The sequence below is a fragment of the Treponema sp. OMZ 906 genome, from assembly GCF_024181185.1.
Classification (GTDB): domain Bacteria; phylum Spirochaetota; class Spirochaetia; order Treponematales; family Treponemataceae; genus Treponema.
The window spans coordinates 1291919-1316790 of the sequence record NZ_CP051196.1 but is presented as its reverse complement, the minus strand read 5'-3'; the positions used below and the strand labels follow the sequence as shown (position 1 = coordinate 1316790).

The 24872-nt window shown below is 45.7% G+C and carries 20 protein-coding genes and 2 pseudogenes; 11 read left to right on the top strand and 11 right to left on the bottom strand.

From position 1 onward, the window contains the following. Positions 1-23: 23 nt before the first annotated feature. The 4 genes from acpS to folP are packed head-to-tail and all read right to left on the bottom strand — an operon-like array spanning position 24 to position 3022. Positions 24-395: a holo-ACP synthase gene (gene acpS, locus E4N69_RS05855; RefSeq protein WP_253824805.1), complete on the bottom strand. Its 372-nt coding sequence runs from the start codon at positions 393-395 to the stop codon at positions 24-26. Then, positions 392-1372 carry a CdaR family protein gene (locus E4N69_RS05850; protein WP_253715612.1) on the bottom strand — a complete coding sequence of 327 codons (981 nt, stop codon included), beginning with the start codon at positions 1370-1372 and terminating at the stop codon, positions 392-394. The genes acpS and E4N69_RS05850 overlap by 4 nt, the downstream gene beginning before the upstream one ends. Beyond that, positions 1369-2181: a diadenylate cyclase CdaA gene (gene cdaA, locus E4N69_RS05845; RefSeq protein WP_162663450.1), complete on the bottom strand. Its 813-nt coding sequence runs from the start codon at positions 2179-2181 to the stop codon at positions 1369-1371. Before cdaA ends, E4N69_RS05850 begins: the two co-directional genes overlap by 4 nt. After that, positions 2168-3022: a dihydropteroate synthase gene (folP, locus tag E4N69_RS05840; protein ID WP_253824804.1), complete on the bottom strand. Its 855-nt coding sequence runs from the start codon at positions 3020-3022 to the stop codon at positions 2168-2170. Before folP ends, cdaA begins: the two co-directional genes overlap by 14 nt. A gap of 103 nt (positions 3023-3125) precedes the next feature. On the opposite strand from folP, the gene loaP reads away from it, so the two are divergent. The 8 genes and pseudogenes from loaP to E4N69_RS05800 all read left to right on the top strand — a co-directional run. Next, the gene (gene loaP / locus E4N69_RS05835) at positions 3126-3686 is read left to right on the top strand and encodes an antiterminator LoaP (RefSeq protein WP_162663448.1); all 561 of its coding nucleotides are present in this window, start codon (positions 3126-3128) and stop codon (positions 3684-3686) included. Beyond that, positions 3670-5166: a polysaccharide biosynthesis protein gene (locus E4N69_RS05830; RefSeq protein WP_253824803.1), complete on the top strand. Its 1497-nt coding sequence runs from the start codon at positions 3670-3672 to the stop codon at positions 5164-5166. The genes loaP and E4N69_RS05830 overlap by 17 nt, the downstream gene beginning before the upstream one ends. 50 nt (positions 5167-5216) lie before the next feature. Further along, positions 5217-6656, top strand: coding sequence for a C69 family dipeptidase (locus tag E4N69_RS05825; protein ID WP_253824802.1), 1440 nt, complete (start codon positions 5217-5219; stop codon positions 6654-6656). Positions 6657-7102: 446 nt separating this feature from the next. Continuing rightward, positions 7103-7273: pseudogene (locus E4N69_RS05820) on the top strand (ATP-binding cassette domain-containing protein); the annotation flags it as partial. A gap of 311 nt (positions 7274-7584) precedes the next feature. Further along, the gene (locus E4N69_RS05815) at positions 7585-7779 is read left to right on the top strand and encodes a hypothetical protein (protein ID WP_253824800.1); all 195 of its coding nucleotides are present in this window, start codon (positions 7585-7587) and stop codon (positions 7777-7779) included. Further along, a complete protein-coding gene (locus E4N69_RS05810) occupies positions 7739-8980 on the top strand; it encodes an InlB B-repeat-containing protein (protein WP_253824799.1) in 1242 nt (413 codons plus the stop codon). The genes E4N69_RS05815 and E4N69_RS05810 overlap by 41 nt, the downstream gene beginning before the upstream one ends. A gap of 183 nt (positions 8981-9163) precedes the next feature. Beyond that, entirely contained in the window at positions 9164-10078 is a 915-nt protein-coding gene (locus E4N69_RS05805; protein WP_253715602.1) for an Rpn family recombination-promoting nuclease/putative transposase, read from the top strand. 444 nt (positions 10079-10522) lie between these two features. Further along, positions 10523-10744, top strand: a pseudogene (locus E4N69_RS05800) (hypothetical protein); the annotation flags it as partial. 180 nt (positions 10745-10924) lie between these two features. Here E4N69_RS05800 and E4N69_RS05795 read toward each other — a convergent pair. The 7 genes from E4N69_RS05795 to E4N69_RS05765 all read right to left on the bottom strand — a co-directional run bounded on the left by E4N69_RS05795 (position 10925) and on the right by E4N69_RS05765 (position 21153). After that, on the bottom strand, positions 10925-14227 hold the full coding sequence (locus tag E4N69_RS05795) for an LPS-assembly protein LptD (RefSeq protein ID WP_253824798.1): 3303 nt from the start codon (positions 14225-14227) through the stop codon (positions 10925-10927). A 20-nt stretch (positions 14228-14247) separates the two neighbouring features. Further along, a complete protein-coding gene (gene uvrA, locus E4N69_RS05790) occupies positions 14248-17130 on the bottom strand; it encodes an excinuclease ABC subunit UvrA (RefSeq protein ID WP_253824797.1) in 2883 nt (960 codons plus the stop codon). A 20-nt stretch (positions 17131-17150) separates the two neighbouring features. Further along, positions 17151-17894 (bottom strand): 2,3-diphosphoglycerate-dependent phosphoglycerate mutase, encoded by a 744-nt coding sequence (gpmA, locus tag E4N69_RS05785; protein WP_253715597.1) that lies wholly within the window; start codon positions 17892-17894, stop codon positions 17151-17153. A gap of 23 nt (positions 17895-17917) precedes the next feature. Further along, positions 17918-19483, bottom strand: a complete 1566-nt coding sequence (locus E4N69_RS05780) for a 1,4-alpha-glucan branching protein domain-containing protein (protein WP_253824796.1) — start codon at positions 19481-19483, stop codon at positions 17918-17920. 87 nt (positions 19484-19570) lie between these two features. After that, positions 19571-20215, bottom strand: coding sequence for a DUF4912 domain-containing protein (locus tag E4N69_RS05775; protein ID WP_230978107.1), 645 nt, complete (start codon positions 20213-20215; stop codon positions 19571-19573). A gap of 98 nt (positions 20216-20313) precedes the next feature. Further along, positions 20314-20589 carry a hypothetical protein gene (locus E4N69_RS05770; RefSeq protein ID WP_253824795.1) on the bottom strand — a complete coding sequence of 92 codons (276 nt, stop codon included), beginning with the start codon at positions 20587-20589 and terminating at the stop codon, positions 20314-20316. A gap of 174 nt (positions 20590-20763) precedes the next feature. After that, a complete protein-coding gene (locus tag E4N69_RS05765; protein ID WP_253824794.1) occupies positions 20764-21153 on the bottom strand; it encodes a PD-(D/E)XK nuclease family transposase in 390 nt (129 codons plus the stop codon). Between the two features lie 384 nt (positions 21154-21537). Between E4N69_RS05765 and E4N69_RS05760 the strand changes: the two genes are divergently transcribed. The 3 genes from E4N69_RS05760 (at position 21538) to prfA (ending at position 24868) form a co-directional block, all read left to right on the top strand. Further along, positions 21538-22770, top strand: a complete 1233-nt coding sequence (locus E4N69_RS05760) for a cation:proton antiporter (protein ID WP_253715589.1) — start codon at positions 21538-21540, stop codon at positions 22768-22770. A gap of 38 nt (positions 22771-22808) precedes the next feature. Further along, positions 22809-23705, top strand: a complete 897-nt coding sequence (locus E4N69_RS05755; protein WP_253824793.1) for an ankyrin repeat domain-containing protein — start codon at positions 22809-22811, stop codon at positions 23703-23705. Between the two features lie 95 nt (positions 23706-23800). Continuing rightward, the gene (gene prfA, locus E4N69_RS05750; RefSeq protein ID WP_253824792.1) at positions 23801-24868 is read left to right on the top strand and encodes a peptide chain release factor 1; all 1068 of its coding nucleotides are present in this window, start codon (positions 23801-23803) and stop codon (positions 24866-24868) included. The last annotated feature ends 4 nt before the right edge of the window (positions 24869-24872 follow it).

The following is a 24872-nucleotide window of genomic DNA, read 5'->3' as shown; positions in this document are numbered from 1 at the left end:
TTGGCGTTCCCCGTGTCTGACTACTAACTTTCCAATATTACAGCTGCAATAGCCATATTACTTTCATGGGTCAGTGAAAGATGGATACGGGTACCGCAGATACGCTTGAATGGCGTTGCTGCATCTCCTAAGAGTGTCAATTCAGGTTTTCCGTTCGGATTATTGGTAACGAGAATATTTTTTAGTGTTATCCCTTTTAATCCTGTACCGAGCGCTTTTCCATACGCTTCTTTCGCGGCAAAGCGGGCTGCCAAAGAGTAGACAGCGGTCAAGCCTCTGCTTTTAGTTTCCCTCAATTCTTGCGGATGAAAAAAGCGAGCAAGCAGTCCTTCATCTTCCATCCACCGCCGTATACGACTGATAGCAACGGCATCTATTCCGAAACCGACAATCATCTATGCATTTCATCCCCTTCCGATACCTCCGGAAATTCCGCTGTTACCTGCACCGATTTAGGACTTACTTGCAGTACATGCAGTTTTGAATATTCTGTCGATAATACCGGAAAAACAGGCAGCGTATACACACCCCGCTCGGTAATACTTTCACACGACACTGTTAATATATTTTCGGAAGGGCTCCATGTTTCCAGCAGTTTTTTTGGTCCCTGTACTTCCAAGCTACCGGTTTTTGTATCAGCAGTTATCGATAGTCCTTTGTTTTGTTTTTCAAAATAAAGAGGGATGTTATCAAATTTTTTTTGGATAGTTGTTTCGTTTATTTTTACCGTATGTTGTACCTGTGCCTTACCGACGATAGAAATTAACGGGTTGTTGTTGATGATGGCGGCTGTTCCCGAAAAACCGCTCGTACGCGCTTCTATCGAAAGCGGCTCAGTCACAAGTTCGTTGATTTTTTCAACGAGTTCGGCAGGACCTTCAATTTCAACAGCTGCCGGTTCCAGCGAACTTTCGGTTACCTCATATCCGTCGGCTGGGATCCCTTTTAAAGAAAGCGTAACGGGCACCTGTTTGCGTATACTTGTCGCCAATCGAAGCGTTAAAATTGCCGGTTCCGTACTAATTTCCATATTGCCGAGCGGCGTTACCGTCCCCGCCAACCGAGTTTTGATCGGTATTCGATACGTCCCTTCGGTTTTAAAATCGGATATATTGATAAAAGCAATAATATCATTTTCATCGATGGAACCGATTCCGATTGCATCGCCCCAAATGCTAACCTTTATCTTTGCGGGATATTGTTCCGCAGGTGTGAGGAGGCCGTTATTTTCAATCGTAAGCGGTACAATGAGATATCGTTTATCCAATAGAGTTCCGCGATAAAATTCCGAAAGGAAAACGGCAAAGACAAGACAGATAATTTTAGCCGGCCAATTTTCGGTAAGCCGGAGTAATATTTGTTTTATATTCATGAAGCGCTTCCTTCGGATGTTTCGATGTTTTGGGTCTTTGCCTTGACTTTGAGCAGATAGGTCAGCTCCGATTCGATATTGTCCGTGGTAAGGTCGTAATACAGCTTTGAATCGTACGCGAGGCTGATTGCCCCCGATTCTTCGGACACGATGAGCACAACCGCATCGGTTTCTTCGGCAATACCAAGCGCCGCACGGTGCCGTGTCCCAAAGCTCTTGTTGATATCCTCTTGCTTGGTAAGCGGCAGATAGCAGCCCGCCGCAATAATCCGCCCGTTATCGATAACGACTGCTCCGTCATGCAACGGAGTGTCAAATTCAAAAATGGTAACAAGAAGATTTGAGCTAATCTCCGCATTGATTCGGGTTGCAGAGGGGTTTTCGATAATCTCTTTTAAATTATTCTGCCTTAAAAATATGACCAGCATTCCGCGGCGCTCTGCAGAAAGGCGTTCGGCGGCGGTTAACACGTAGTCGATATGGCTGTGTTGAGATCGGGAACGTCTGAACCAATCGTTTTGTCCCATCGTCAGGAACATTCTCCGCAGTTCGGGTTGAAAGATAATCGCTGCACCGATAACAACTCCGGTTGCGAGCATGTTCAATATCCAAAGCAGCGTCGTAAGGTGCAGTAGGAATGCAACTGCGTAAATAAGGAGCATCAATAAGGCACCCTTCCCGAGCTGTGCTGCCTGCGTTTTAATCAGTATCTGATATGACTTATACATCAGGAACGCGAGAAGGAGTATATCCAGTGCCGGCCCGATATAGGAAAGATAGAATGACAACATATCCCTAAGTAGTTCCATATTTTTGCAATTCCTTTAACACCAGTAATAGTTCTCGTGTTTCGGCAACATCGTGTGCCCGTACGATAGAAGCTCCTTGCTGCACCGCATACATCGTTGCGGCAAGCGTTCCTGCAAGGCGCTTTTCGGGAGGTTCTCCGGTAACGTAGCCGATAAACGACTTCCGCGAAAGGCCTACTAGCAGCGGGTATCCTAAGCCGGTAAAGTATGCGCTTGCCGCAATCAGCCGGTAATTATCTTCAGCCGTTTTCCCAAAGCCGATACCATAGTCGATAATGATACGCTCATGCGCTATTCCGCAGTTTAAAGCATGCGCCACCCGTGCTTCAAGATAGTCCCGCACTTCCGTTACTACATTGCGGTATTGCGGAACATTTTGCTGCATGGTCGGCGGTGTTCCCCGTTTGTGCATAAGAACCACCGCACCGGCTTCTTCCGCAATCAGCGTACCGAGTGCCGGATCATCGATTAAAGCCGAAATATCGTTACACAGTGTTGCTCCAGCCTTAAAAGCGGCCTTCATAACCGCTGCTTTCCGGGTATCTACCGAAATAGCAACAGTACTGCGCCCCCGTACAGCTTCAATTAACGGTATGACCCGTTCAAGTTCTTCTTCTTCACTGATATAGGAAGCGCCGGGACGAGTCGATTCACCTCCGATATCGATAATATCGGCGCCTTCCGCTTCTAAAGCTAATGCCCGTATCAAGCTTTTTTCCAAACTTGTTGAACGGCTCGGTTTATAAAACGAATCGGGGGTTGTATTGACAATCCCCATGATAAAAGCCGGTAAATCGGTTTCTATTATATGCCCTTTTCCACAATCAAGCTGTAACCGCATAGCGGATTATAGCAGATTTTCCTGCTCTTGTCCTAGAGTCCGCACACCACCTGACTTATATCCCGTGGAGCTTTTTTTCTTTTTATGTTAAAATGAAAACTGTATGGATTATTACGCAGTGCAGGTAAAAACGGGCAAGGAACCGGAGCTGTTAAAAATAATACGGAAATTAAATGAAGAAAATCATGAAATAGAAGCCTATTTTCCGCGCCGCGTACTGTATATTAAAAAGAAAGGTATACGGCATAAAGTTGATGCGCCGGTATTTCCCGGCTATATCTTTTTAGAAATCGATGACTTATCGCTTCCTCTTTGCTGGCGACTCCGTAAGACACCGAATTTTTATCATTTTTTGCCGAATAATCAAAATCCGCTGCCGCTTGCCGATAACGACCTCTCGCTTTTGCGCCATTTTCTTTCGTTCGGAGAAATCACCGCTCCGTCTAAAGTATTTTTTGACGCGAATGCACGGATATGCGTTATCGAAGGAGCGCTCAAAGGGCTTGAAGGAAAAATTATCAAAGTTGATAGAAGAAAGCAACGGGCTAAGGTACTACTCGACATGTACACCGACAGCTTTCCCATCGATTTGGCTTTTGATGTGATAGAACCGGCAGCTTCCGGTTCATATAAATTGGAGGGGAGAAATGACAGTTCCAAATAATAAAGTACAGCCAACCGTGTATATTATCGGGGCGGGGCTGGCAGGCACCATGATTGCCCATGAGATAAAACGAAAGGGCGTATTCGGCCGCGTCGCAGCGTTCCTTGATGACGATCCGCAGAAAATCGGCAGTAAGATTGAAGGGATACCGGTACTTGGGCCGATTCAAGATGTTGCCCGTCTTATCAGAGTAGAGGCGCGCGATGAACTGTTGATTGCCATTCCAAGCATAAAGGCAGAGCGGCTGCGTGAAATTTATGCGATTGTAAAAGAGGCAGGATTTACCACCATCAAATTACTGCCTGGCATTTCGCAGATTGTGGACGGCAATGCGCACCTTGTACAAGCACGGGAGATAAACCCGCAAGACCTGCTTGGACGCACGCCGATAAAAATCAGTTTAAAGAACAGCCTCGCCTATCTGCGCGGAAAGCGGGTATTGATAACCGGTGCAGGCGGCTCTATCGGCAGCGAGCTTGCACGGCAGCTCCTTTCAGGCGGCGCCGAGCGGCTCTACCTATTCGGGCATGGGGAAAACTCAATCTATCAGATCGATAAGGAACTGCGTCTCTTGCAGGAAGAAGGGGTCGGCGACAAGGCGACGATCGTGCCCATCGTAGGCGAGCTGAAAGACCGTGATTATATGCAGTATATCATTGAGAAGCTCCGCTGCGATGCGGTTTTCCATACGGCGGCTTACAAGCACGTACCGCTGATGGAAGCGAACCCCGTCGCCGTCATCGAAAATAATGTGTTCGGCACCAAGAATTTGCTCGACGCCTGTATCGAAAACGGCGTTAAACGCTTTGTGCTTATCTCGACGGATAAGGCGGTTAATCCCGTATCGATTTACGGGGTTTCGAAGATGCTCAACGAGAAGATGGTACTTGATGCCGCCGCGCGGGTCAAAGAAAAATACGGTAGTCCGGACTATGCCTATATGTTTGTCCGGTTCGGAAACGTACTCGGTTCGCGCGGCTCGATTTTTCCGCTCTTTGTGGAGCAGGTAAAAAAAGGAGGCCCCGTAACGGTAACCTCACCCGATATGATGCGCTTTTTTATGACCATACCGGAAGCCTGTTCGCTGGTACTGCAAACGGGCGGGGTTGGCATCAACGGGCAGTCATACTTACTGGATATGGGCGAGCCGGTGAATATTCTGGAAACCGCCCGTCAACTGATACGGTACATGGGCTACGAACCCGAGAAGGACATACCGATAGAAATTATCGGGGTACGGCCGGGAGAACGGTTGGAAGAGCCGCTCACTTCGGAAACGGAGTATACCGAGCCGACCGATTACCCGAAAATTCTCCGCCTGCAAAACCGTGCAGAATACGACCGCGATACCCTTGATAAGCTGCTTGCCGCGCTACACCCCGTATGCTGTCCTTCGGGAGAGACGGAGCTTTATCGGAATAAAGAATACCTGACACGTATCCTTTGCGATGCTTGTCAGTCGCTTAGGGATGCGCAGTGAAAGCACTTCCCGCACATTAAATCTAAAAGGTTTATAGGAGATTCGATTATATGAAAAACACACATCATCAGGCTTGTACCACCGTGCTGGTGGGTAAAAAGGCCTCAGTTGACGGTTCGGTGATGATTGCCCGTAACGAGGACTTTCACGAAGCAATTTCAGTTAAGCTTTTTACCGTGATGCCTGCAAGCGAGATCAAAAACCGTACCTATACGTCGAAAAACACCGGCGTTACCGTTGCGCTGCCGGAGAAGGCGCTCCGCTGTACTTCTACGCCTCAGGCATTTCAGCTGTTGAAGGGCGATGAAGGAGAATACGGAGAAGCAGGCATCAACGAAAAGAATATTGCCGTCAGCTCAACCGAAAGCGTATACGGCAATCCGCGCGTGCTTGCGTTCGATCCGCTCGTGCCGGACGGCATCGGAGAAGATGCTATCCACAACATCGTAGCGCCGTTTATCAATTCCGCGCGGGAAGGTGTTGCCTTTTTAGGTAAGCTCATTGCGCAGTACGGTTCGGCGGAAGGCAACGGTATCCTGTTTGCCGATGCGGATGAAGCATGGTATATGGAAATCCCGTGCGGACATTACTGGGTCGCGCAGCGTATCCCCGATGACTGCTATGCGGTTGCGCCCAATCAGGTCTGTATCGAAACCATCGATTTTTCAAACGAGCGTGATTTTATGTGGGCGGACGGCATTCAGGCATTTGTCGAAGCGCATAATCTCAATCCCGACCGCGAAGGTTTTAACTTCCGGCATATTTTCGGCACTTCAACCGAGAAAGACCGTGTGTACAACACGCCGCGCGCATGGTTCGCACAAAAATACCTAAACCCCGAAATAGAGCAAAGCCCCGTATCCAACGATATCCCGTTTATCAGAAAGGCGAGCAGGTTGATTTCGGTAGAGGATGTTCAGTATATCTTGAGTTCGCATTACAACGAAACCGTTTACGATCCGCTCGGCAAGGCGGGAACCGACTATGAAAAAACACGGTTCAGAGGAATCTCCCTTTCCCGCACGGCGGAATCCCATATTCTCCAGCTGCGTTCCGGCGTACCGGAAGGCATAGCCGCTATTCAGTGGCTCGCATTCGGCACCACCGCCTTTACCCCCTATGTGCCGTTTTTTACCAACATCAACGACACGCCGAAAATCTACAAAAAAAAGACGGCGACCGTTTCGCTCGAAAACGCCTATTGGCTGTTTAAAATCCTCGGGTTCCTCACCGAAAGCCGCTACCCGGCGTTCCGCGACGCAAATACAACCTATCTGAACGAGATGCAAACCTACGGGTTCAAACGAGTTCACGAGGTTACCGAAGCAGGCAAAGCCCTGACCGGAGAAAAGCTGACCGAATTCCTCACCACGGAAAACGAAAAGACTGCCGCTTACGTCATCAAAAAGACCAAAGACCTGATCGCGCAGCTGATGCTGGAATCGTTCAACTACTCAAAGCTCAGCTTCAAAATGGATAAAAACCTGTAAAAACTCAGGGCAAACGCATTAGACTGTTTTTTTAACAGCCCTGCAGAATAAACAGGCTATTCGACCAGAATAACGCCAAGGAATTGCCATCCGTGTCAATTCCTTGGCTGCCGGTTTTTTCAAAAACCGGTTTCTGTTTATCACCTCTGCCATCCTTGGCAGTTCTGACTGCGGCTCAAATGGTCTCACAGCCTATTTATTCTGCAGTTTTGTCTATTTCTCTGATGCGTTTGCCCTTTTTCTGAAAAAAATTGTGCAAAATTTTAGATAAAATTTTGCACAAATGGAAGGTTTATTTTCAGCCGCTGAAATAGCGCGGCTGAAAAACACGGCGAGTTTGCTTAACGCAAACTCGCTTATTAACGTATGCGCGTTCCGCGCACCAATGCAGCAGTTTCCAAAGTTCACACTTTGTTCAACTGTTGCATTTTAGGGAAGGTAAAAATATGCTTACGATACGGAATGTTTCAAAAACGTATGGACGGTCGGCGGGAAAAGCGGTTGATAACCTCTCTTTTGAGGCGAAAAGCGGGGAGATTTTCGGCTTTTTGGGGCCGAACGGGGCGGGAAAAACGACGACTATCAAAATGATCACCGGTGTCATTGCGCCCGATTCGATTACCTATTACCCAGTAAACAGTACCAATTAAAAATTGATTACCTATTATTTTTAGCTTTATACCGCAGTACACTGCAGGCCATCCGGTTCGATTCCGGTACAGCCGCATCAGTCTATGTCCGCCCTACGATCTTTTCCTGTAACCATAGTTCTTTTTAAGCAACCAAGGTTCTTTTTTCATTAAAATTACTTTATTAAGAAGATTTTTTCTATCCATATATGGATAATTGTTAATTGATAATGCGTAATAGGTAATTTGTAATTACACATCACCAATTACCCATTACACATTGAATATAGGAGGTTTATATGACAAAATTGAGAACCGGCAAAAAGGCGCACACCTTGAGCGGAGCCGCGGCGCTCATCATAGCTGTATTTTTGACACTGCTTTTTACCGGCTGCCCCAATGCACACGGAAATAAGCTGGCAACGCCCAAGTACCAGGTAACCTTTAACGTAGATGGGGGGGGGGGGGGGAACCCTTACCGCAAAGATAGGTGAAACGGAAATAAAAACTGATACTACCGTCGAGCACGGCAAAACCGTAACCCTTACCGCAACGCCTGACAAGGGTTACAAAGTAAAGGGCTGGACGCTCGACGACAACGCCGTAAACGGTACAGCTGAGACCTACACACTGGCTGTAACCCAGTCTGCAACAATCACCGTGAGCTTTGAGCCAAAAAAAGCCCTCCTCACCCTTGAGGCAGGCAAGAATACCGTGAAGGTGAAGGCAAAAACAGCTGACGGCTCTGCCATAAAAGTGGAAGGCTGCACCGTGACCGAACTTGCAAATGACACAGAAACCACACTGACCGTAACAGCTCCAGACAACAAGATTACCCTCATAGGAGACATCACCGAGCTTAACTGCAGTGGTGAAGCAGCGGTAGGTGGTAACAGACCGCTCATTGCCCTCGACGTGTCAGGCTTAACCGCCTTGCAAAAGCTCGACTGTGCCAAAAACCAGCTTACCGCTCTTAATGTGCAAGGCTTAAAGAATTTGCAAGAACTTAACTGCGGAAGCAATGAGCTTAGCACCCTTAACGTGCAAGACTCAACCAAATTGCAACAGCTGGACTGCAGCGTCAATAAGCTTAGTACCCTCAACGTGCAGGGCTTAAATGCTTTGCAAAAGTTGGACTGCTACAGAAATAAGCTTACCGAGCTTAACGTGCAAGGCTGCACCTCTTTGCAAAAGTTGCTCTGCGAAAACAACGATACGATTACCGCCCTTAACGTACAAGGCTGCACCTCTTTGCAAGAGCTGAGATGCCCTAACGCTCAACTTGCCATCCTTGATGTGCAAGGCTTAACCAAATTGCAACAGCTGGAGTGCTACGGTAATCAGCTTACCACCCTTAACGTGCAGGGCTGCACCTCTTTGCAAAAGCTTAACTGCGAAACCAATCAGCTCAAGACCCTCAACGTGCAAGGCTGCACCTCTTTGAAAATCCTGCTATGCGACCAAAATAAGCTTAATGCCGATGCGTTCATAAAGCTCTTTAACGATTTGCCGACTCGTGAGGGAAGCGACAATGCAGAGGCTATACTTTACAGCAAAGAAACAGGCGTTGCCGAAGGCAACTGCACAGACTTCACCCAGCCTGCAAGCCTTAAAGCTGCCTTTGACAATGCGAAAGACGCAAAGCACTGGGCAATGAAAAAACTGAATGGGGTAGGATTTGATGAAGACATTTAAGAGAATGGGGAATGGATTTAATGGGTAATTTGTAATTTGTAATGTGTAATTGATAATTGTGGATTACGAGGTCAGAGGGGAAGAGTTTTCTTTTTATCGAAAAAAAGAAAAGGCTTCCCCTATTCGATCTCTTTGAACATCCGAGTAAGTTATGCTATACTGCAATAAGCGAGGGAAACCGCTATGAGTACGGCAAACAGAAAATACAAAGATTCGGTATTTGTTGATCTATTCAGTGAAGATGAAAAGGCTAAAGAAAACTTTTTATCACTCTATAATGCTTTGCATGGAACAAAACTTACGGCTGTAGGAAAGTTAAAAAATATCAGGCTTGAGCAAGTTCTTTATATGGCATTCTATAATGACGTATCCTATCTTGTAGATAATAGAATAATAGTCCTTGCAGAACACCAGTCTACGATAAATCCCAATATGCCGCTGCGTTGTCTTGAATACATCGGCCGCCTGTATGAAACACTCTTTGAATCAAAAGAAAAATATAGCCGTAAGCTCTTAAATATTCCTACTCCTGAGTTTTATGTTTTTTATAATGGTGAAGAATCCTATCCTTCTGATAAAACTCTGAAACTATCGGAGGCTTTTATAGAAAACACAACACAAGCTAATCTTGAATTAACCGTTAAAGTAATAAATATAAATCGGCAAAACCGCCATCCGGTATTGGAAAACTGCCAAACGATACAGGAATACAGTATATTTGTGGAAACGGTAAGAAAGTGGAAAGAGATAGACCCGCAAAACGGTTTTGAAAAAGCCGTCGAAGAATGTATAGAGAACAATATTTTGCGTGAGTATCTAAAGCGCAAGACTAAGGAGGTAATAAATATGCTGCTAGCCGAATATGATTATGAAACCGATATAGCCGTACAGCGTGCCGAAGAACGAGAAATCGCCTTTGCCGAAGGCATTGAACGAGGCATTGAACGAGGCATTGAGCAAGGTATTGAACAAGGTTTTTCAGAAGGCTCATACCAAACAAAGCGTGAAACGGCCGTAGCATTTAAGCGCCTTGGAATCGACATTGCTAAAATAGCCGAAGGAACAGGTCTTTCCGTTGAAGAAATCGAAAAGCTTTAGATGTGCGCAGTAATCAATTGGTGATAGGTAAACAATTAATTGGTAATCCCTTTAATTGGTAATGGGTAATTATGAATACCACACCAGAGGGATTTTTATGCTATGGTTGTTATAAAAAAACGCCATAGCAACCGTTTTAACTCAACAATTCCATTTCAAAATCCTATAATCTGTGCTATAATACCGCTTGTAAGAGTAAACCGCTATGACTACAGCAAACAGAAAATACAAAGATTCGGTTTTTGTCGACCGTCAACGACTGTACATCCGTGTACAGTCGTTGACTTCGAGTTTTGAGCAAAGCTCAAAACATCGTAATGCTGGAACCCCCGCCATCCGTGGCGGTTATATAGTATGAGCACTTTTGCAAATAGGCGGAGCAGATGCAAGGAGTTAGGCAAAAAAGTACCGCAGGCGTATCGGGTATACGTCGAGGACACTTTTTTGCCGTGCGACGCAGCAGATGCCCGCATATTTGCAAAAGAGAATTTTTTGTCGCTGTATAATGCCTTGCATCATACTAATTTACCGCTTTCCTGTCCTGTAGAAAATATAAGGTTTGATAATATAATGTACATGAACATTGTTAATGATATTTCCTGCCTTGTAGACGATAAGATTATTGTATTGGCAGAACATCAATCGACAATAAACGAGAATATGCCATCGCAAAGACTGTACCTCCTTGTACAGTCTTTGCTTACAGTTTTTGCTCACGCAAAAACATCGTTGCTGCATGGAACCACCGCCATCCGTGCCAAGTTCAAAAATTGACCTCCTTGTCAATTTTTGAACGCGAGTTTCGGCTTTGGCCGAAACATCGCTACTGAGTTTTTAGAAGATGCTCTATTGTAGTTCGCCACGCTCGACAGAGAATTTTCCTTCTTTCTTTTTTGCCTCAACTTTTATATCGCCGATAGGATTCCATTCCACCGCAAAAGTGATGGTCGGACTAAATTCATAATATTTACGGGAACCTTCATTCTTTAACTGAGGTTTGATTTCACAATTGAGTTTTAATTTCCAATCCTTGAGGTAGTGGGTAAAACCGATATCCAGTGATTGCAGTTTAAATCCCGAGGCTTCCCGTTTCGATCTGTTCCAAAAATAAAAAGACTGAGCCAAATCGGTAAGTATATTAGTATTACCGGGAATAACAACCGGCAAATTGAGCGCTTTTTGAAAATATCGTGCAATGACATCATTCCTGCTTGATGAACCGAAAGAAAAATCCCAAAATTCATGGATATTAAAAATAATCTTAGGAGCAAACGTAAAATAGCTGTCAGTAATACGGACTAAATTAAACTGTAAAGTTGACGACAATCCAAGCTGTATTTTGATACGGTTTTTCCATGCATAAATAGTAAACGGATTGGAAGTGTTGGAAAACGAAAAACCCAAGGCAAAGGGGATAAACCGTTTTTCCGTACCGTCCAATACCCATCCGCTTCCCGGTACGAGCTTTTGTGGCACTTCTCTGCTTTGGGTATAAAAGGCGGAAATATATTTCCACCCAAAGGTGATATGCAGCCGCTCGTTGCTCTTATCTTGGATATTATAGATATAGGTTTGGGCAATCCGTATATCATAAGGAAGCACCCATGTTAAGTCTGCCTTGAAAGGCTCCCAAGCCCATTTTTTTGCTGAATGCTCTTTTTCGGACAACTTTGTAGAGGCCGCAAATGTGCCATAAGGAAACGACACATTAAGCGACGTAGTATAGGCTTGCAAGAGGGGCGGCAAATTCATAGAAAAAGTAATTTTTTGCGTATATTTTTCTGCGAGTATAACGCCGAATACTGCTGTCCCCGTATGCGCAGTAATAAAATCTTTATTCCACTTTACTCTCTGTGTTTCCCATTTAGGATTACTATAAGTACCGATAAATGTATTTTTTGCTAAAATTTCTGTGATATTCCAGCTGAATGACACAGGTTTAAATAAATCAGTGTACACGAATGGATTGACGGTTACTGAGTTTTCGTTCTTTAATGTATACACGTTTGCTTTAAAGTTGTTTAGTTCTAAAATCGGCTTTTTACTCACATCCCGTGTCCATGGATGACGTTGATAATTTCCCGAAATGACAAGGTTACTCGAGAGAGAAATAAGATTTTGCGAATAGGATAGTGAACCTTTTAAACCTGCACTCCCCTTCAATTGGTAATATCGCGATTCATAGTCTTTCCATCTTATATCTTCAGGATTATTCCACTGCGAAGAAGCAAAGGTTGTTTCCTGTAATGCAGAAAAATCACCTGAATAACTAAGCGAATATGCAATACTATGATCGAACTCTTTGTCATACACCGGTTTAAATAGAGGAATAAAAGTATCAAAAAAATCCCGTTTTGAATTGGCGGTTTTAGTTTCCGATTCGCTATCCGACGGTGCTTTATCCTGCGTGATAAACGGATGTACAATGCCTTCCACATCAGGAATTTTTTTTGCCGGTGTTCGATTAAACATAGTATTGGATAGGAGGGTTCCCGCAATTGAAATTTTTCCTTCCGGTTTAAAAAGCGAAGGATAAAAGAAATCCCTCTGCGGAGCATACAACTCTTCAGCAGTGACTGATTGCTTAGTTTTTGAAGAAAAATCAACGGTCAAAGATGCGGTATCCAGATTAAATGAAGAGATCCATGGACTGATTTTCCTAAATGATGGCCGTATTGATCCGTCTATTTTCCAAGAATAAGAGCTTTCACGTCCGATACTATCGGCGCCTTTTGCTAATTTTTCTTTATTCAAAAGATAATTAAACCAATTCATATCCTCCGATCGGTCAAAAAAATCTTTCTTGAAATAAGGGTCGGAAATAAGGGGCACACTTATCGAAAGTTGAAACGGTGCCTGCGAAATTCCAAAATTAATATGCGCTCTGTATCGAAACGGCAGCTGCATTCCCAGAAAAAAACCTTTATTGTAGTGCCTTTTTCCATGTGTATCATAAGTAGTATGTGAGATACCGCCGGTACCGATTCTATTCAGAGGAAAAAGTGTCCGAGACATTCCAAAAAAAACTGAAAAATCGAGCTGTCTAATCGGTGTGTTTTTAGGAATTGTCTTTCCTTCTATGCCGACTAAACCGCCGAGTTGTGAATAGGTATCTGCAATTAATTTAATATATGCAGAACTTATATCGGTTTCATCTTCTTCCATGTTCTTAAAAAACAAACCGATTCGTTCTTGTTTTTTAAGCCGATCACTTTTCATAAAATTAGAAAAAGAACCGGATTTTTTGGAATCGGTATCAAGCGGTTTACGCCCAAGAAGATATGTTGTTGTTTGAAGAAAATATCCCTCACGGTTTCGAAAGCCGAATACGGGATGGAAAAGCATTTCATCGGCAGGATGATAAAAAAACGGTAGATACAATATCGGCACAATTCCGATGGAGAAATAACCGTTAGCAAATGCCAATTCATTACCCGGTAACATCCAAATCCGACTTGCACGGATAGACCACAACGGTTCTTCGTCCGGATCGGGGTTGGTACTTAGCACGGCATCTTTAAATCCGATTACACCGCTCGAATCACGGCCAACCGTTGCCGACTGAATTGTAAAAGGGGATTGCCCTTGTTTCCGAGGTGCCTGTTTGATCGTACCGTCAAGAAATATACCTTCCATCTCGTCGATATTGAATAGCAGTAATTCGCCGATGAATTCTTCCGCCCCATCGGAACCGCCGCTCTTTCTACTGTAGTGAACATTCCCTTCCGCCTCAATGGTATTTTCGGAGCGATTATACACTAATTTATCCGATTCGATTGTTGAAACGGTAGAGCCGTCTTTTACCGAAAGAGAAACACCGCCGGTAAACACAATAATGTCGTCTTTTTTTTCCTCAACGGCTTTTTGCGCCTCTTCGGTTGTTACCGATGTCTGAGTGTCGGAGATATTTTCCGTACCGGCGGTTTGTTCTGTCGGAGATTCCGTTTTATCTTCACTGCTATTTGTATCTTTTTTCTTATCGGTTTTATCCGGTTTGGTACTGTATTGCGCCTTATTCTCTTTTTTGAATACCTCCATCACGCGCACTGAATTGATGGTAATAACTTTCGGCTCTTTCGCAATCTGCGCAGAGGGAGAAGAGAGAATGAATAAAAAAAGGCAAAAAACGGAAACAAGCGGCTTTTTCATTATACGGCTGTCTATAAAACCTATGAGCTTTTGTGCCGCTGTCGGTCAAGCATCTCTTTAATGTAAAATCCCGTGTAGGAATTTTTCACTTCGGCAACTTCTTCCGGCGTGCCTTCCGCAATAACGGTACCGCCGCGGGAACCTCCTTCAGGGCCGAGGTCAATAATGTGGTCGGCTTGCAGGATGACGTCGAGGTTGTGCTCGATCATCAGGGCGGTATTCCCCTGATCCACCAGCCGTTGAATAACCTCCATCAGCTGTTTAACATCAGCAAAATGCAGCCCCGTTGTCGGCTCATCCAAAATATAGAGCGTTTTCCCCGTCGAACGCTTGGAAAGCTCGTGCGCCAGTTTAACCCGCTGCGCTTCGCCGCCCGACAAGGTAAGCGCTGACTGCCCGAGGCGGATATAGCCGAGCCCTACCGAAAGGAGGGTTTGCATTTTGCGGGCAATTTGCGGCACGGGAGCAAAGAACTCGGCGGCTTCTTCGATGGTCATCTCGAGCACGTCGGAGATGTTCTTCCCCTTATACCGGACATCGAGCGTTTCTTTGTTAAACCGTTTGCCGCGGCACACATCGCAGGTGATATACACGTCGGGTAAAAAGTTCATTTCGATTGCGATTGCGCCGTCACCCTGACAGTGCTCGCAGCGGCCGCCCCGCACATTAAACGAAAAACGTCCCGGCTTATAGCCCCGCGCTTTGGCTTCCGGCAAGTTTGCAAACAGGTCGCGAATCGCGGTAAACACCTCTACATAGGTCGCAGGGTTCGAGCGGGGCGTTCTGCCGATCGGGCTTTGGTCGATATTGATGACCTTATCGATATGCTCAAGCCCTTTTATCTTTTTGTATGCGCCCTCCGGCAGACCGCTGCGCATCAGCGCATTGGATACGGCGGGGTACAGTACATCCGAAAGGAGCGTGGACTTTCCCGAACCGGAAACGCCGGTGATGCAGGTAAAGGCTCCGAGCGGGATGGAAACAGAAACATTCTTTAAATTATGCTCGGTTACTCCCTGCAAAGTTAAAAAGGCGCCGTTTCCTTTCCGCCGTTCTGCGGGAAGTTCCATGCAGAGCGTGCCCGCAAGGTACTGACCGGTAAGGCTTTCCTTTACCTGCATCACCTCGTCGGGAGTCCCCGCCGCTACGACAGCGCCGCCGTGCACCCCTGCACCCGGGCCTAGGTCTACGATGTAGTCGGCGATGCGGAGGGTTTGCTCGTCGTGTTCTACCACGATGAGCGTATTGCCGAGGTTACGCAGGTACAGCAGTGTATCGATCAGCCGCTGATTATCCCGCTGGTGCAATCCGATGGACGGTTCGTCGAGGATGTACAGCACTCCGATTAAGCTGGAGCCGATTTGGGTTGCAAGCCGTATCCGCTGCGATTCCCCACCGGACAGCGTCGCTGCCTTCCGTTCAAGGGTGATGTAGTCAAGCCCCACGTTTTTCATAAACTGGAGGCGGGAGGTTATCTCTTTTAGAATTTGATGCGCGATGGTTTTTTCCGTAGCGGTCAGCTTGAGCTTTTCAAAAAACGTAATTGAATCGCCGACGGAAAGGCTGCTTAACTCGTAAATATTTTTACCGCCGACGGTAACGGCTAAGGCTTCCGGTTTTAAACGCTTACCGCCGCAGTGTTCGCACGTCGTAACCGCCATGTATTTTTCGTACGATTCCCGCTGCGCTGCCGAATACGCTTCGTTATACCGGCGCTGCATGTCAGCATAGATTCCGAGCCACGGACGGCGGTACTTCGACTTACCCGACCCGTCCTGCCGTTCGTACACAAATTCAATCGGTTCAAGACCGGAGCCTTCCATAATGATCTTTAGCTCTTTTTTTGATAGTTCCTTTACCGGCGTGTCAAGCGAAAAACCGAAGCGTCGGGCAAGCGCTTCAAAACGGGCGCGGTTCCATGCGGAATCGGGATTATAGGGCAAGAACGCCCCCTCGTTAAAGGAAAGCGAGGTGTCCGGCACTATCAGCTTAAAGTCGAAATGCTGTTTAAGCCCCAATCCGGTACATTCGGGGCAAGCGCCGTAAGGGTTATTAAACGAAAAAAGGCGCGGCTGCAAATCCGGCATCGAAATACCGCAGTCGGGACAGGCATTTTTTTGCGAAAAGAACACTTCCGTTATCGGGTCATCCGCTGTCTTTTGCCGCAAGGCTATCAGCGTCCCGCCGGAACTTTCCAACGCAGTTTCCACCGACTCCGAAAGGCGTTTGCGGGCATCGGCGGACAGCTGAATACGATCTACGATAATCTCTATAGTGTGTTTCTTTTGTTTATCGAGCTTAACGCCGTCTTCCAAATTAACCGTCAGTCCGTCGATGCGCGCACGGAGAAAACCCGCCTTTTGGGCGTCTTCGATAATCTTCTGGTGTTCGCCCTTTTTGCCCTTGATAATCGGCGCGAGGATTTGAACACGGGTACGGTCTTCCCAGCTCATAATCGCATCGATAATTTGATCGACTGTTTGCTCCTGAATCTCTTTCCCGCACTGCGGACAATGCGGATGCCCCGTTCTGGCATACAGGAGGCGGTAGTAATCGTAAATTTCCGTTACCGTACCGACCGTCGAGCGCGGATTACGGTGCGTAGTCTTTTGTTCTATGGAAATAGCCGGAGACAAGCCTTCAATATAATCGACATCGGGCTTATCCATACGGTCTAAGAACTGCCGCGCATACGCTGAAAGGGATTCCACATACCGCCGCTGCCCCTCGGCAAAGATGGTATCAAAAGCAAGGGAGCTTTTTCCCGAACCGGAAAGCCCCGACACCACAATGAGCTTGTCGCGGGGCAGCTCCACATCGATATTTTTGAGATTGTGCTCGCGCGCACCTTTAACGATGAGTTTATTCACGTGTGCGCTGTTTTGTGTTTCATTTTCTTGCATGATAAAGATTAAATTAACGTTTACTTCGCCTTGCCTTGGTTCGCAACGGCGTTGATCTTGGCATTGATTTTTTCCTGATCTCCCAAATAGGCCTTACTCACCACATTAAAATTAACATCAAATTCATAGACGAGGGGAACGCCCGTCGGCAGATTTACCTGCACAATCTCCTCGTCGCTCAAATGTTCAAAGTATTTAATGAGCGCCCGCAGCGAATTACCGTGCGCGGCAATCAATACGCGCTTACCTGCCAGCATATCCTTTTTAATGACCGATTCAAAATACGGAACAGCTCGTGCAATGGTATCTTTCAAGCTTTCGGTACGGGGCAACTCCGCCTTATCGACACCACGGTATGCGGTTTGGAGATACGGGCAGCGTGCATCGTCTTCCGAAAGAACAGGCGGCGCAATATCGAAGGAACGGCGCCAAATTTTTACCTGCGCCTCCCCGTATTTTTCAGCCGTTTCAGCCTTGTTCAATCCTTGCAGATCGCCGTAATGCCGTTCGTTCAGTTTCCATGTTTTAACGACAGGGAGCCAATTGCGGTCAAGTTCGTCCAATACGAATTGCAGCGTATGGATTGCTCGCTTTAAATATGAGGTATAGCAGATATCAAAGTCAAAACCGGCTGCGGCAAGCGCCTTTCCGCCTTCCTTTGCTTCCTCTACACCCTTTTCCGACAATTCCACATCAGTCCAACCGGTAAACAGGTTCAACTTGTTCCATTCACTTTCGCCATGCCGTATAAGCACTAATTTCATTTTCTACCTCCATAAAAACTTTCCTATGATATGAAAAAACGATAATTCATATCCGAAAATATCGGATATTCTTTTTCTCTCTTAATCAACCGGTCGGTACCGATCGAGCCCGAACCGAGCGAATCATATACATCGGTAAAGGCGGCAAGATGCTCCTCACACTCCGCGGCGGCATAGTCGGCGGAGATTTGGGCATCCGCCATCAGCGGCCAATCGGTCGACTGCGCAAGTAGCAGTTCTCTCGCTGCCATATTCAGCATCCGCTCTTTAAGGCCTTGATCGTTCCGGAAACGTCCTGCGAGGTCGATCATCCGTTCGGTCGCCTTTTGAATACGAGGAAACATCCAATCGTTAGAGCTGTTAATCAGTTCATCAGCATACCCGCTCGGCAGGTTGGAAGCATAAAAAGGATTAATACTCTGTATCCGCCGCACTTTTTTAAGGTATTCGGTCGGTAATGCGCACTGCATATCACGCCGCTGCGCAACTTTGCGAAACACTGCTTCCAGCCATCGCATTCCTTCCATCCACGTTTTGCCGAGAAACCTGAGCGGCAATACGGAAACCGAGCACAGCGGATCGGTATCGGTACCGAGCAATTCCATAGCTTCCGTTAATACCGCATTACGGTTTGCAATAAACCGTTCGGCATCCTTTTCCGCTTGCAGTACGCCTGCCGCTGCGTTATATTCGCCGCCACCTCGCCGGTGATAGCAAAATCCCGTTGCACGCCGCCCTTTTTTCACATCGAACAGAGGTGAAAGCGCTTGTTCATCAAATTCGAAGCCGACGTCTTTATCGGTATCGAGGTAATCGGGGTGCAGATAAAACCCTGTTTCGGGATTGGCAACATCAGCACACGCTGTACTGTCTTTCCCTAAGAACGCCAAACCGCTTTCGCCTATGGCGGCGGAAAAGACACCATTTACCGGCGGTCGATCGGCAAATAAGAAACTCTGACCTTCCAATACGGTATAATCGATACCATAAGACTTGATAATGCTGTCTAATCCCGTATCATATCCCATTGACGGAAGCCAAAACCCTGCAGGCACCGCCTCAAAATCCTCCCGAAAACTACTGAGGCCTTGTTCAATCTGTGCGGTAAGCGCTTCCGGCATATCCTGATAAAACGGGAAAAAGCATGGTGTTGCCGACGTCGCAAGCAGTTCAATGCATCCCTTGGCAACAAAGAAATTTATTCCGCTCAAAATATCTTTTTTATAACGGGTATGAAAATCTTCTCGATTAAGCGTTAAAAATTCAAGGTACATCCTGACAATATCTTCACGGGCAGTTCCGGATGTCCGCTTTAATTCCTGTTGTGCAAATGTTATATGCCGATCCAAATACACACCGTACCGCTCTTGCCACAAGGAAGATTTTAGCATTTCACACAAAAGCGGAGAAATTACCAGCGCGCATTTAAACGGAACGGAATCCAAACGTCTGCACATTCGTAAGAACGGCAAAAGACCGTATGACAGCATCTCATACAACTGTGCCGCTTCGAGCGGTTCGTTCTCATCCGATTGGCGGATATATGGTACGTGAGCATGAAAAATAAAAAGTAATGTCTTTTTAATCATCGAGTACCTCGAATATACTGTTCTCCGAACATAGGGCTGCGTAGGGTTATCCAAAAACTTCAGTTTTGGAATAGTTTCCTTGCTTTTCTATCTAAAAGCCTGCCGGTAATGCCGAAAGTGGGACTTTTTTAAAGAGGTCAATCCTGATAAACCGATTATCTTATTCACTGCATTTTGCGAAATGCAAAGCCGTTGCGGAATATTCTTTCGCCGCATACCGACAACATTCGATTGCGACAATATTTGCTCACGACCGTTCGTAAAATGAGCCATTAAGTCGATACGGTGCAAGTATTCATCAAAAGAAACATGCACATAGCGCCTGCGGTCTTCCTTTGGTACCTGTATATCAAAAAAGTCTGAAGATTTTAAAGGGTTTTCAAGGTCGAGAGAATGCACGCGAAGTGAAAAAAAAGAAAAATCTTTTGCTTCCGTCAATTCGGTAAAAAGACGTTTATGAAAATCCCAAAAGACAAAAAACCACAGCGGATTCTTTAAGACAACCCTTATCTCGGTCATGTTATAGCCGTATGCTGCTTCTTGAGGTCGTGTTGATGCCAAAATAGGGTCAACACTATCATCATCATTCGCGAAACCGTCATCAAGATCAAGTAATTCACTGATCAAAAGGTACCGAGTCAAATCGGATGACAAAAACAACCCATATCGGTCGGCCAGCGCAAAAAGAGCATCCGTAGACAGCGTCTGCAAATAGGATCTGGTAAATTTCACCGCACTCCCACTCTCCATTGCGGCATCATCTAAAATATTCATCGTTATGTCAAGACTCAAGTCGGAACGGTTTCAATTACCCATTACCGCATTATCGATTAGTTAATCGCTTCTACTTCTTCTTGGCTAAGCCCTGTTGCTTGTGCTATTTTTGCGATAGAATCTCCAAACTGTTTTAAAATCTTTGCCGTTTCGAGCGCCTTTTGATGAGCACCGCGTTCAAGGCCTTTCCGCTCAGACTCGCTTATCATTGATAGCCGGTCGCTCTCATATTCCCACGCTGCCTCATACCGCTTACGTTCTTGCTCATCCAGATAAAAGATATCCATCACTCGATTTGCCTTCGTCATTGCCGGATTTCCCTGTGCTAGCACGTACTTTACCTCCTATCTTTTGAAAATATATGGGCACCTACTTCGTTATTTCACAAAAATTAGTCCTCAACGTGCAAACGCACGCCTGCGGCTAATTTTTGTTCATGCCTCGTATCTGCTCCACCTATTTCCAAAAGAGCCGATTCATATAAATCGTAGTCAGTCTATCAGTTTTTATTCTCTATTGGTAGAGGCTTTTTTCCCGTATCCATACCGCCATGGATGGCGGTGGATTTTAGCAGAAGCGATGTTTTGCCGAAAGGCAAAACTCGTGTTTCCCGATAGACACGGATGTCTATCGGGAAACGACATCTCTACATCGATTTTGCGGCCGTCTTGTAAGCGGATTTTTATATCGAGCCGTCCGATTTTGTCGTTATAGAAGCGGGGAAGTTGCTCACTGTTTTCGATATGGACATCATCAAAGTCGTCCTTGCTCAACTGCGTCACCAAGGAAAGAAACTCAATCATGATATTTTTGTTTTCTTCAGTTCCAAAGAGCTTTTTGAACGCATAGTCGTTTCGAGCAGTAAAACGCATAGGAATGGTAATGGTTTTTCTCACTTTTCACACCTCCGTGAATATACCTTTCTTGTATATCACGGAGGGGAAAATGGCTGGTAAATAATGCGAATGTACGGTAAAAACCTCCGTGTATGCTTTTGGCAGTATGACGCAGTAGATGCGTCGTATATTTTCAATTTGAAAATAAACTTGCCGTAAGCCTTTTGAAAAGAGACGGCGTAGATACAAGGAGATAGTTGAAAATAAAGCGGAGGCGTATCTATGATACGTTGAGCATTTATTTTCAACGTACGACGCAGTAGATATGCCGTATATTTTCAAAAGGAGGTTGCGTCTTTTAACCATATACTATAGTATAAAACACCTCTGAATTCACAATCGCCCTTTCGGCGACGCACCTGCGCGTATCAGAGATGAGCAAAAATGAATATGATCGATTTTATTTACAGCATTGTTAAAGACCTCAATTTACCTACTACGATTCTGATATCCTTTTCTCTGATATTGATAAGCGGCTTTTTAGTCACTCGATTCACCAAAAGGCTCCAGCTACCGAAAGTGAGCGGCTATATTCTTGCCGGAATACTGATCGGCCCGAGCGGATTACATTTAATTCATCGCCATTTTATTGTCAATTTGGACGTTATCTCGGTTATCGCGCTCAGCTTTATCGCCTTCGATATGGGAAGATATTTTAAACGAAGCGACGGCAGAAAGGAATTCCGGAATGTCGTCTTTATCACGCTCTGCGAATCCCTGTTAGCGGGATGCTTAGTTACCGTCGTTATGCTCTTTGTCTTTAAGATGAGGCTTTCTTTCTCGCTTTTACTCGGCGCGATTGCAACCGCAACAGCCCCTGCCAGCACTATTATGACTATCAAGGAATACAACGGCAAAGGGCCGTTTGTTGATTTGCTGCTGCGTATCACCGCCTTTGATGATGTTGTCTGCCTTTTTGTGTTCAGTATTATGGTTGCCGTCGTCAATGCGCAAGAAAGTGATGTCTTTAATATCATGAGTATTATAACGCCGGTCGGCCTTAATGCGGCCATGCTGATGTTAGGCTTCTTTACCGCCCTGTGTATGGAGTTTCTCATTACGGAAAAGCGAAGTTTCGATAACAGGCTGATTTTAGCTGTCGCGTTTCTTTTTTTGATTTCCGGTATCTGCTCATATTTTGAGGTAAGCCCACTGCTTGCCTGTATGGTGTGTGGCGCCGTGTATTACAACCGAACAAACGATAAAACCCTATTCGACCAAATGAATAATTTTTCTCCCCCGGTGATGAGCAGTTTTTTTATCATCTCCGGTATGAATATGGATCTAAGCATTATCGTAACGGCAGGGATTATCGGCGTTGCATATTTCTTCATCCGCATAATCGGAAAATATATCGGTGCATACACATCATGTAAAATATTATCAATCGATAAGAAGATAACGGAAAATATGGGGTTTGCGCTAATGCCGCAAGCAGGTGTTGCAATCGGACTCGCGTTTATGGGTAAAGCAATGTTGCCGGAAAAGGACGGCCTTATCCTATTTAATATCATTCTAGCATCTTCGGTGTTATATGAACTGATGGGACCGGTGACTGCAAAGATAGCGCTGATACGGTCGGGTGCTATTAAGACTCAGGATATCAAAAATCATTGAAATGATTTCTATTTTACGATATATTACCGTATAATATCATGAAAATTGTTATCCTGTACGAAAAAACTGAAAAGAAAATTTCCGAAGCTGCCGCTCATATTATTGAATCTCATCAATGCGATGTCGTACACTATCAAGTCGATACAATATGGGAGAAAGGTGTATGCTCTCCTATCGCACTGCTGCAGGATGCGTCACATATTCTATTTGTGCTCGGTAAAAATACATCAGCGCTAGACCTTGCGTTTATTTTCTTTTTAGGATTCGGCGTCGGAAAAAATCTACCTATTTTAACGCTTGGACAGGAAAGCGCCTTGCCTTTGCCGGAAAACTGTAAACAATTTATCATTCCACTTGCGCTTGATATTTTCGAAGATTATTTTATTAAAGAACAACAGAATTTTCTTGCACTAGAACGAAAACAGCTCGCCCGAGAAAAGTTGTTGAATAGCGGCTTTCCTTGTTGTGAGTCTAATTTTGCTGCAGCAGTAGAAGAAGGAAAATACGAGATTGTTCGGCTCTTTTTAGAGGCGGGTTATAATGCTTCGCAGCGCGACACACGCGGTACTCCGGTACTTTCGCTTGCGATTAGAAATTCGCATTATGAAATTGCGTCACTGCTGCTTGACTATGGAGCAGAGATAAACCTCTGTGCCGAAGATCGTTCCTATTCGGCATTAATGGAAGCTGCTCAAATCGGCGATTTAAAAACTGCAGAATTACTGCTTTCAAAGAATGCAGACACAAACATTCAAAGCAAAGACGGACAAACGGCATTAATTCTCGCTGTCGGCAGAAAGGATACCCAAATGGTAAAGTTGCTCATAAAACATCATGCCGATTGGAACATCACCGACCGACTGGGCATGTCCGCGCTTGGTTACGCAAAACTGTTCAACAATCAAGAGATTTTAGAAGCCATGCAGCAGCCTTAGCTGTGTTTCAATTTATCGGCATTAACGTCCTTCAATAGTATCAGCCGTTTTATTCGGCTAAAGTATTATGCTAAAGCATTATAAGGTGAATAATTATGAAAGAAAAACTTGAAAGTTTATCGATTCGCTGGAAAGAACTGGAAGAAGAAATACAAGACCCTGCGTTGATTAAAAATCAAAACCGCTATAAGGAGGCGATGCGGGAACATGCCTATCTTTCGAAGCTGATGGAAGAATATGCGCAGTACCTTCGATTGGAAAAAGACATCGGGCAAACCCGCACAATGATGCAGGAAGAAACCGACCATGAGCTGAAAGAGATGGCTCGAGAAGAACTGCATAACCTCGAAGCGCAGCTGGAGCAAAGCGAGAACAATCTTAAAGTGTTGCTCATTCCGCCCGATCCGCTCGAAGAAAAAAATATCATTATGGAAATACGCGGCGGTACCGGCGGAGAAGAAGCGGCGCTCTTTGCAGCGGATTTGTTAAAAATGTACACGCACTATGCGGAATTGAAAAACTGGAAATACGAAATCCTTTCCTCTAACGAAACCGAGCTGGGCGGGTTTAAAGAAGTAACGCTGTCCATTTCAGGCAAGTATGTGTACGGAAGCCTCCGCTATGAATCGGGAGTACACCGCGTACAGCGCGTACCTGAAACGGAAGGCTCGGGGCGTATTCACACGAGTGCGGTAACCGTCGCGGTTTTACCCGAAGCTGAGGAAACGGAAATCGTTATCAAACAGGAAGATTTGCGCATTGACGTTATGCGAGCAGGCGGTCCCGGCGGTCAGTGCGTCAACACAACCGACTCCGCCGTGCGTATTACCCATATTCCGACCGGGCTGGTTGTTATCTGTCAGGACGAAAAAAGCCAGATTAAAAACAAGGCAAAGGCAATGCGCGTATTGCGGAGCCGCCTCTACGATATGGAAGAAGCGAAGAAGCAGTCCGAGCGGGCGGAAGACCGGAAGAATCAAGTCGGTTCGGGCGACCGTTCGGAGCGCATCCGCACCTACAACTATCCGCAAAACCGCGTAACAGACCACCGGATTAACCTAACCCTCTACAAGCTCGATGCGATTATGCAGGGAGACCTCAACGAAATCGTCGAAGCGCTCTGCATCGCCGCCCGCGAGCAAATGATGAAAGCCCAAGCATAACCGG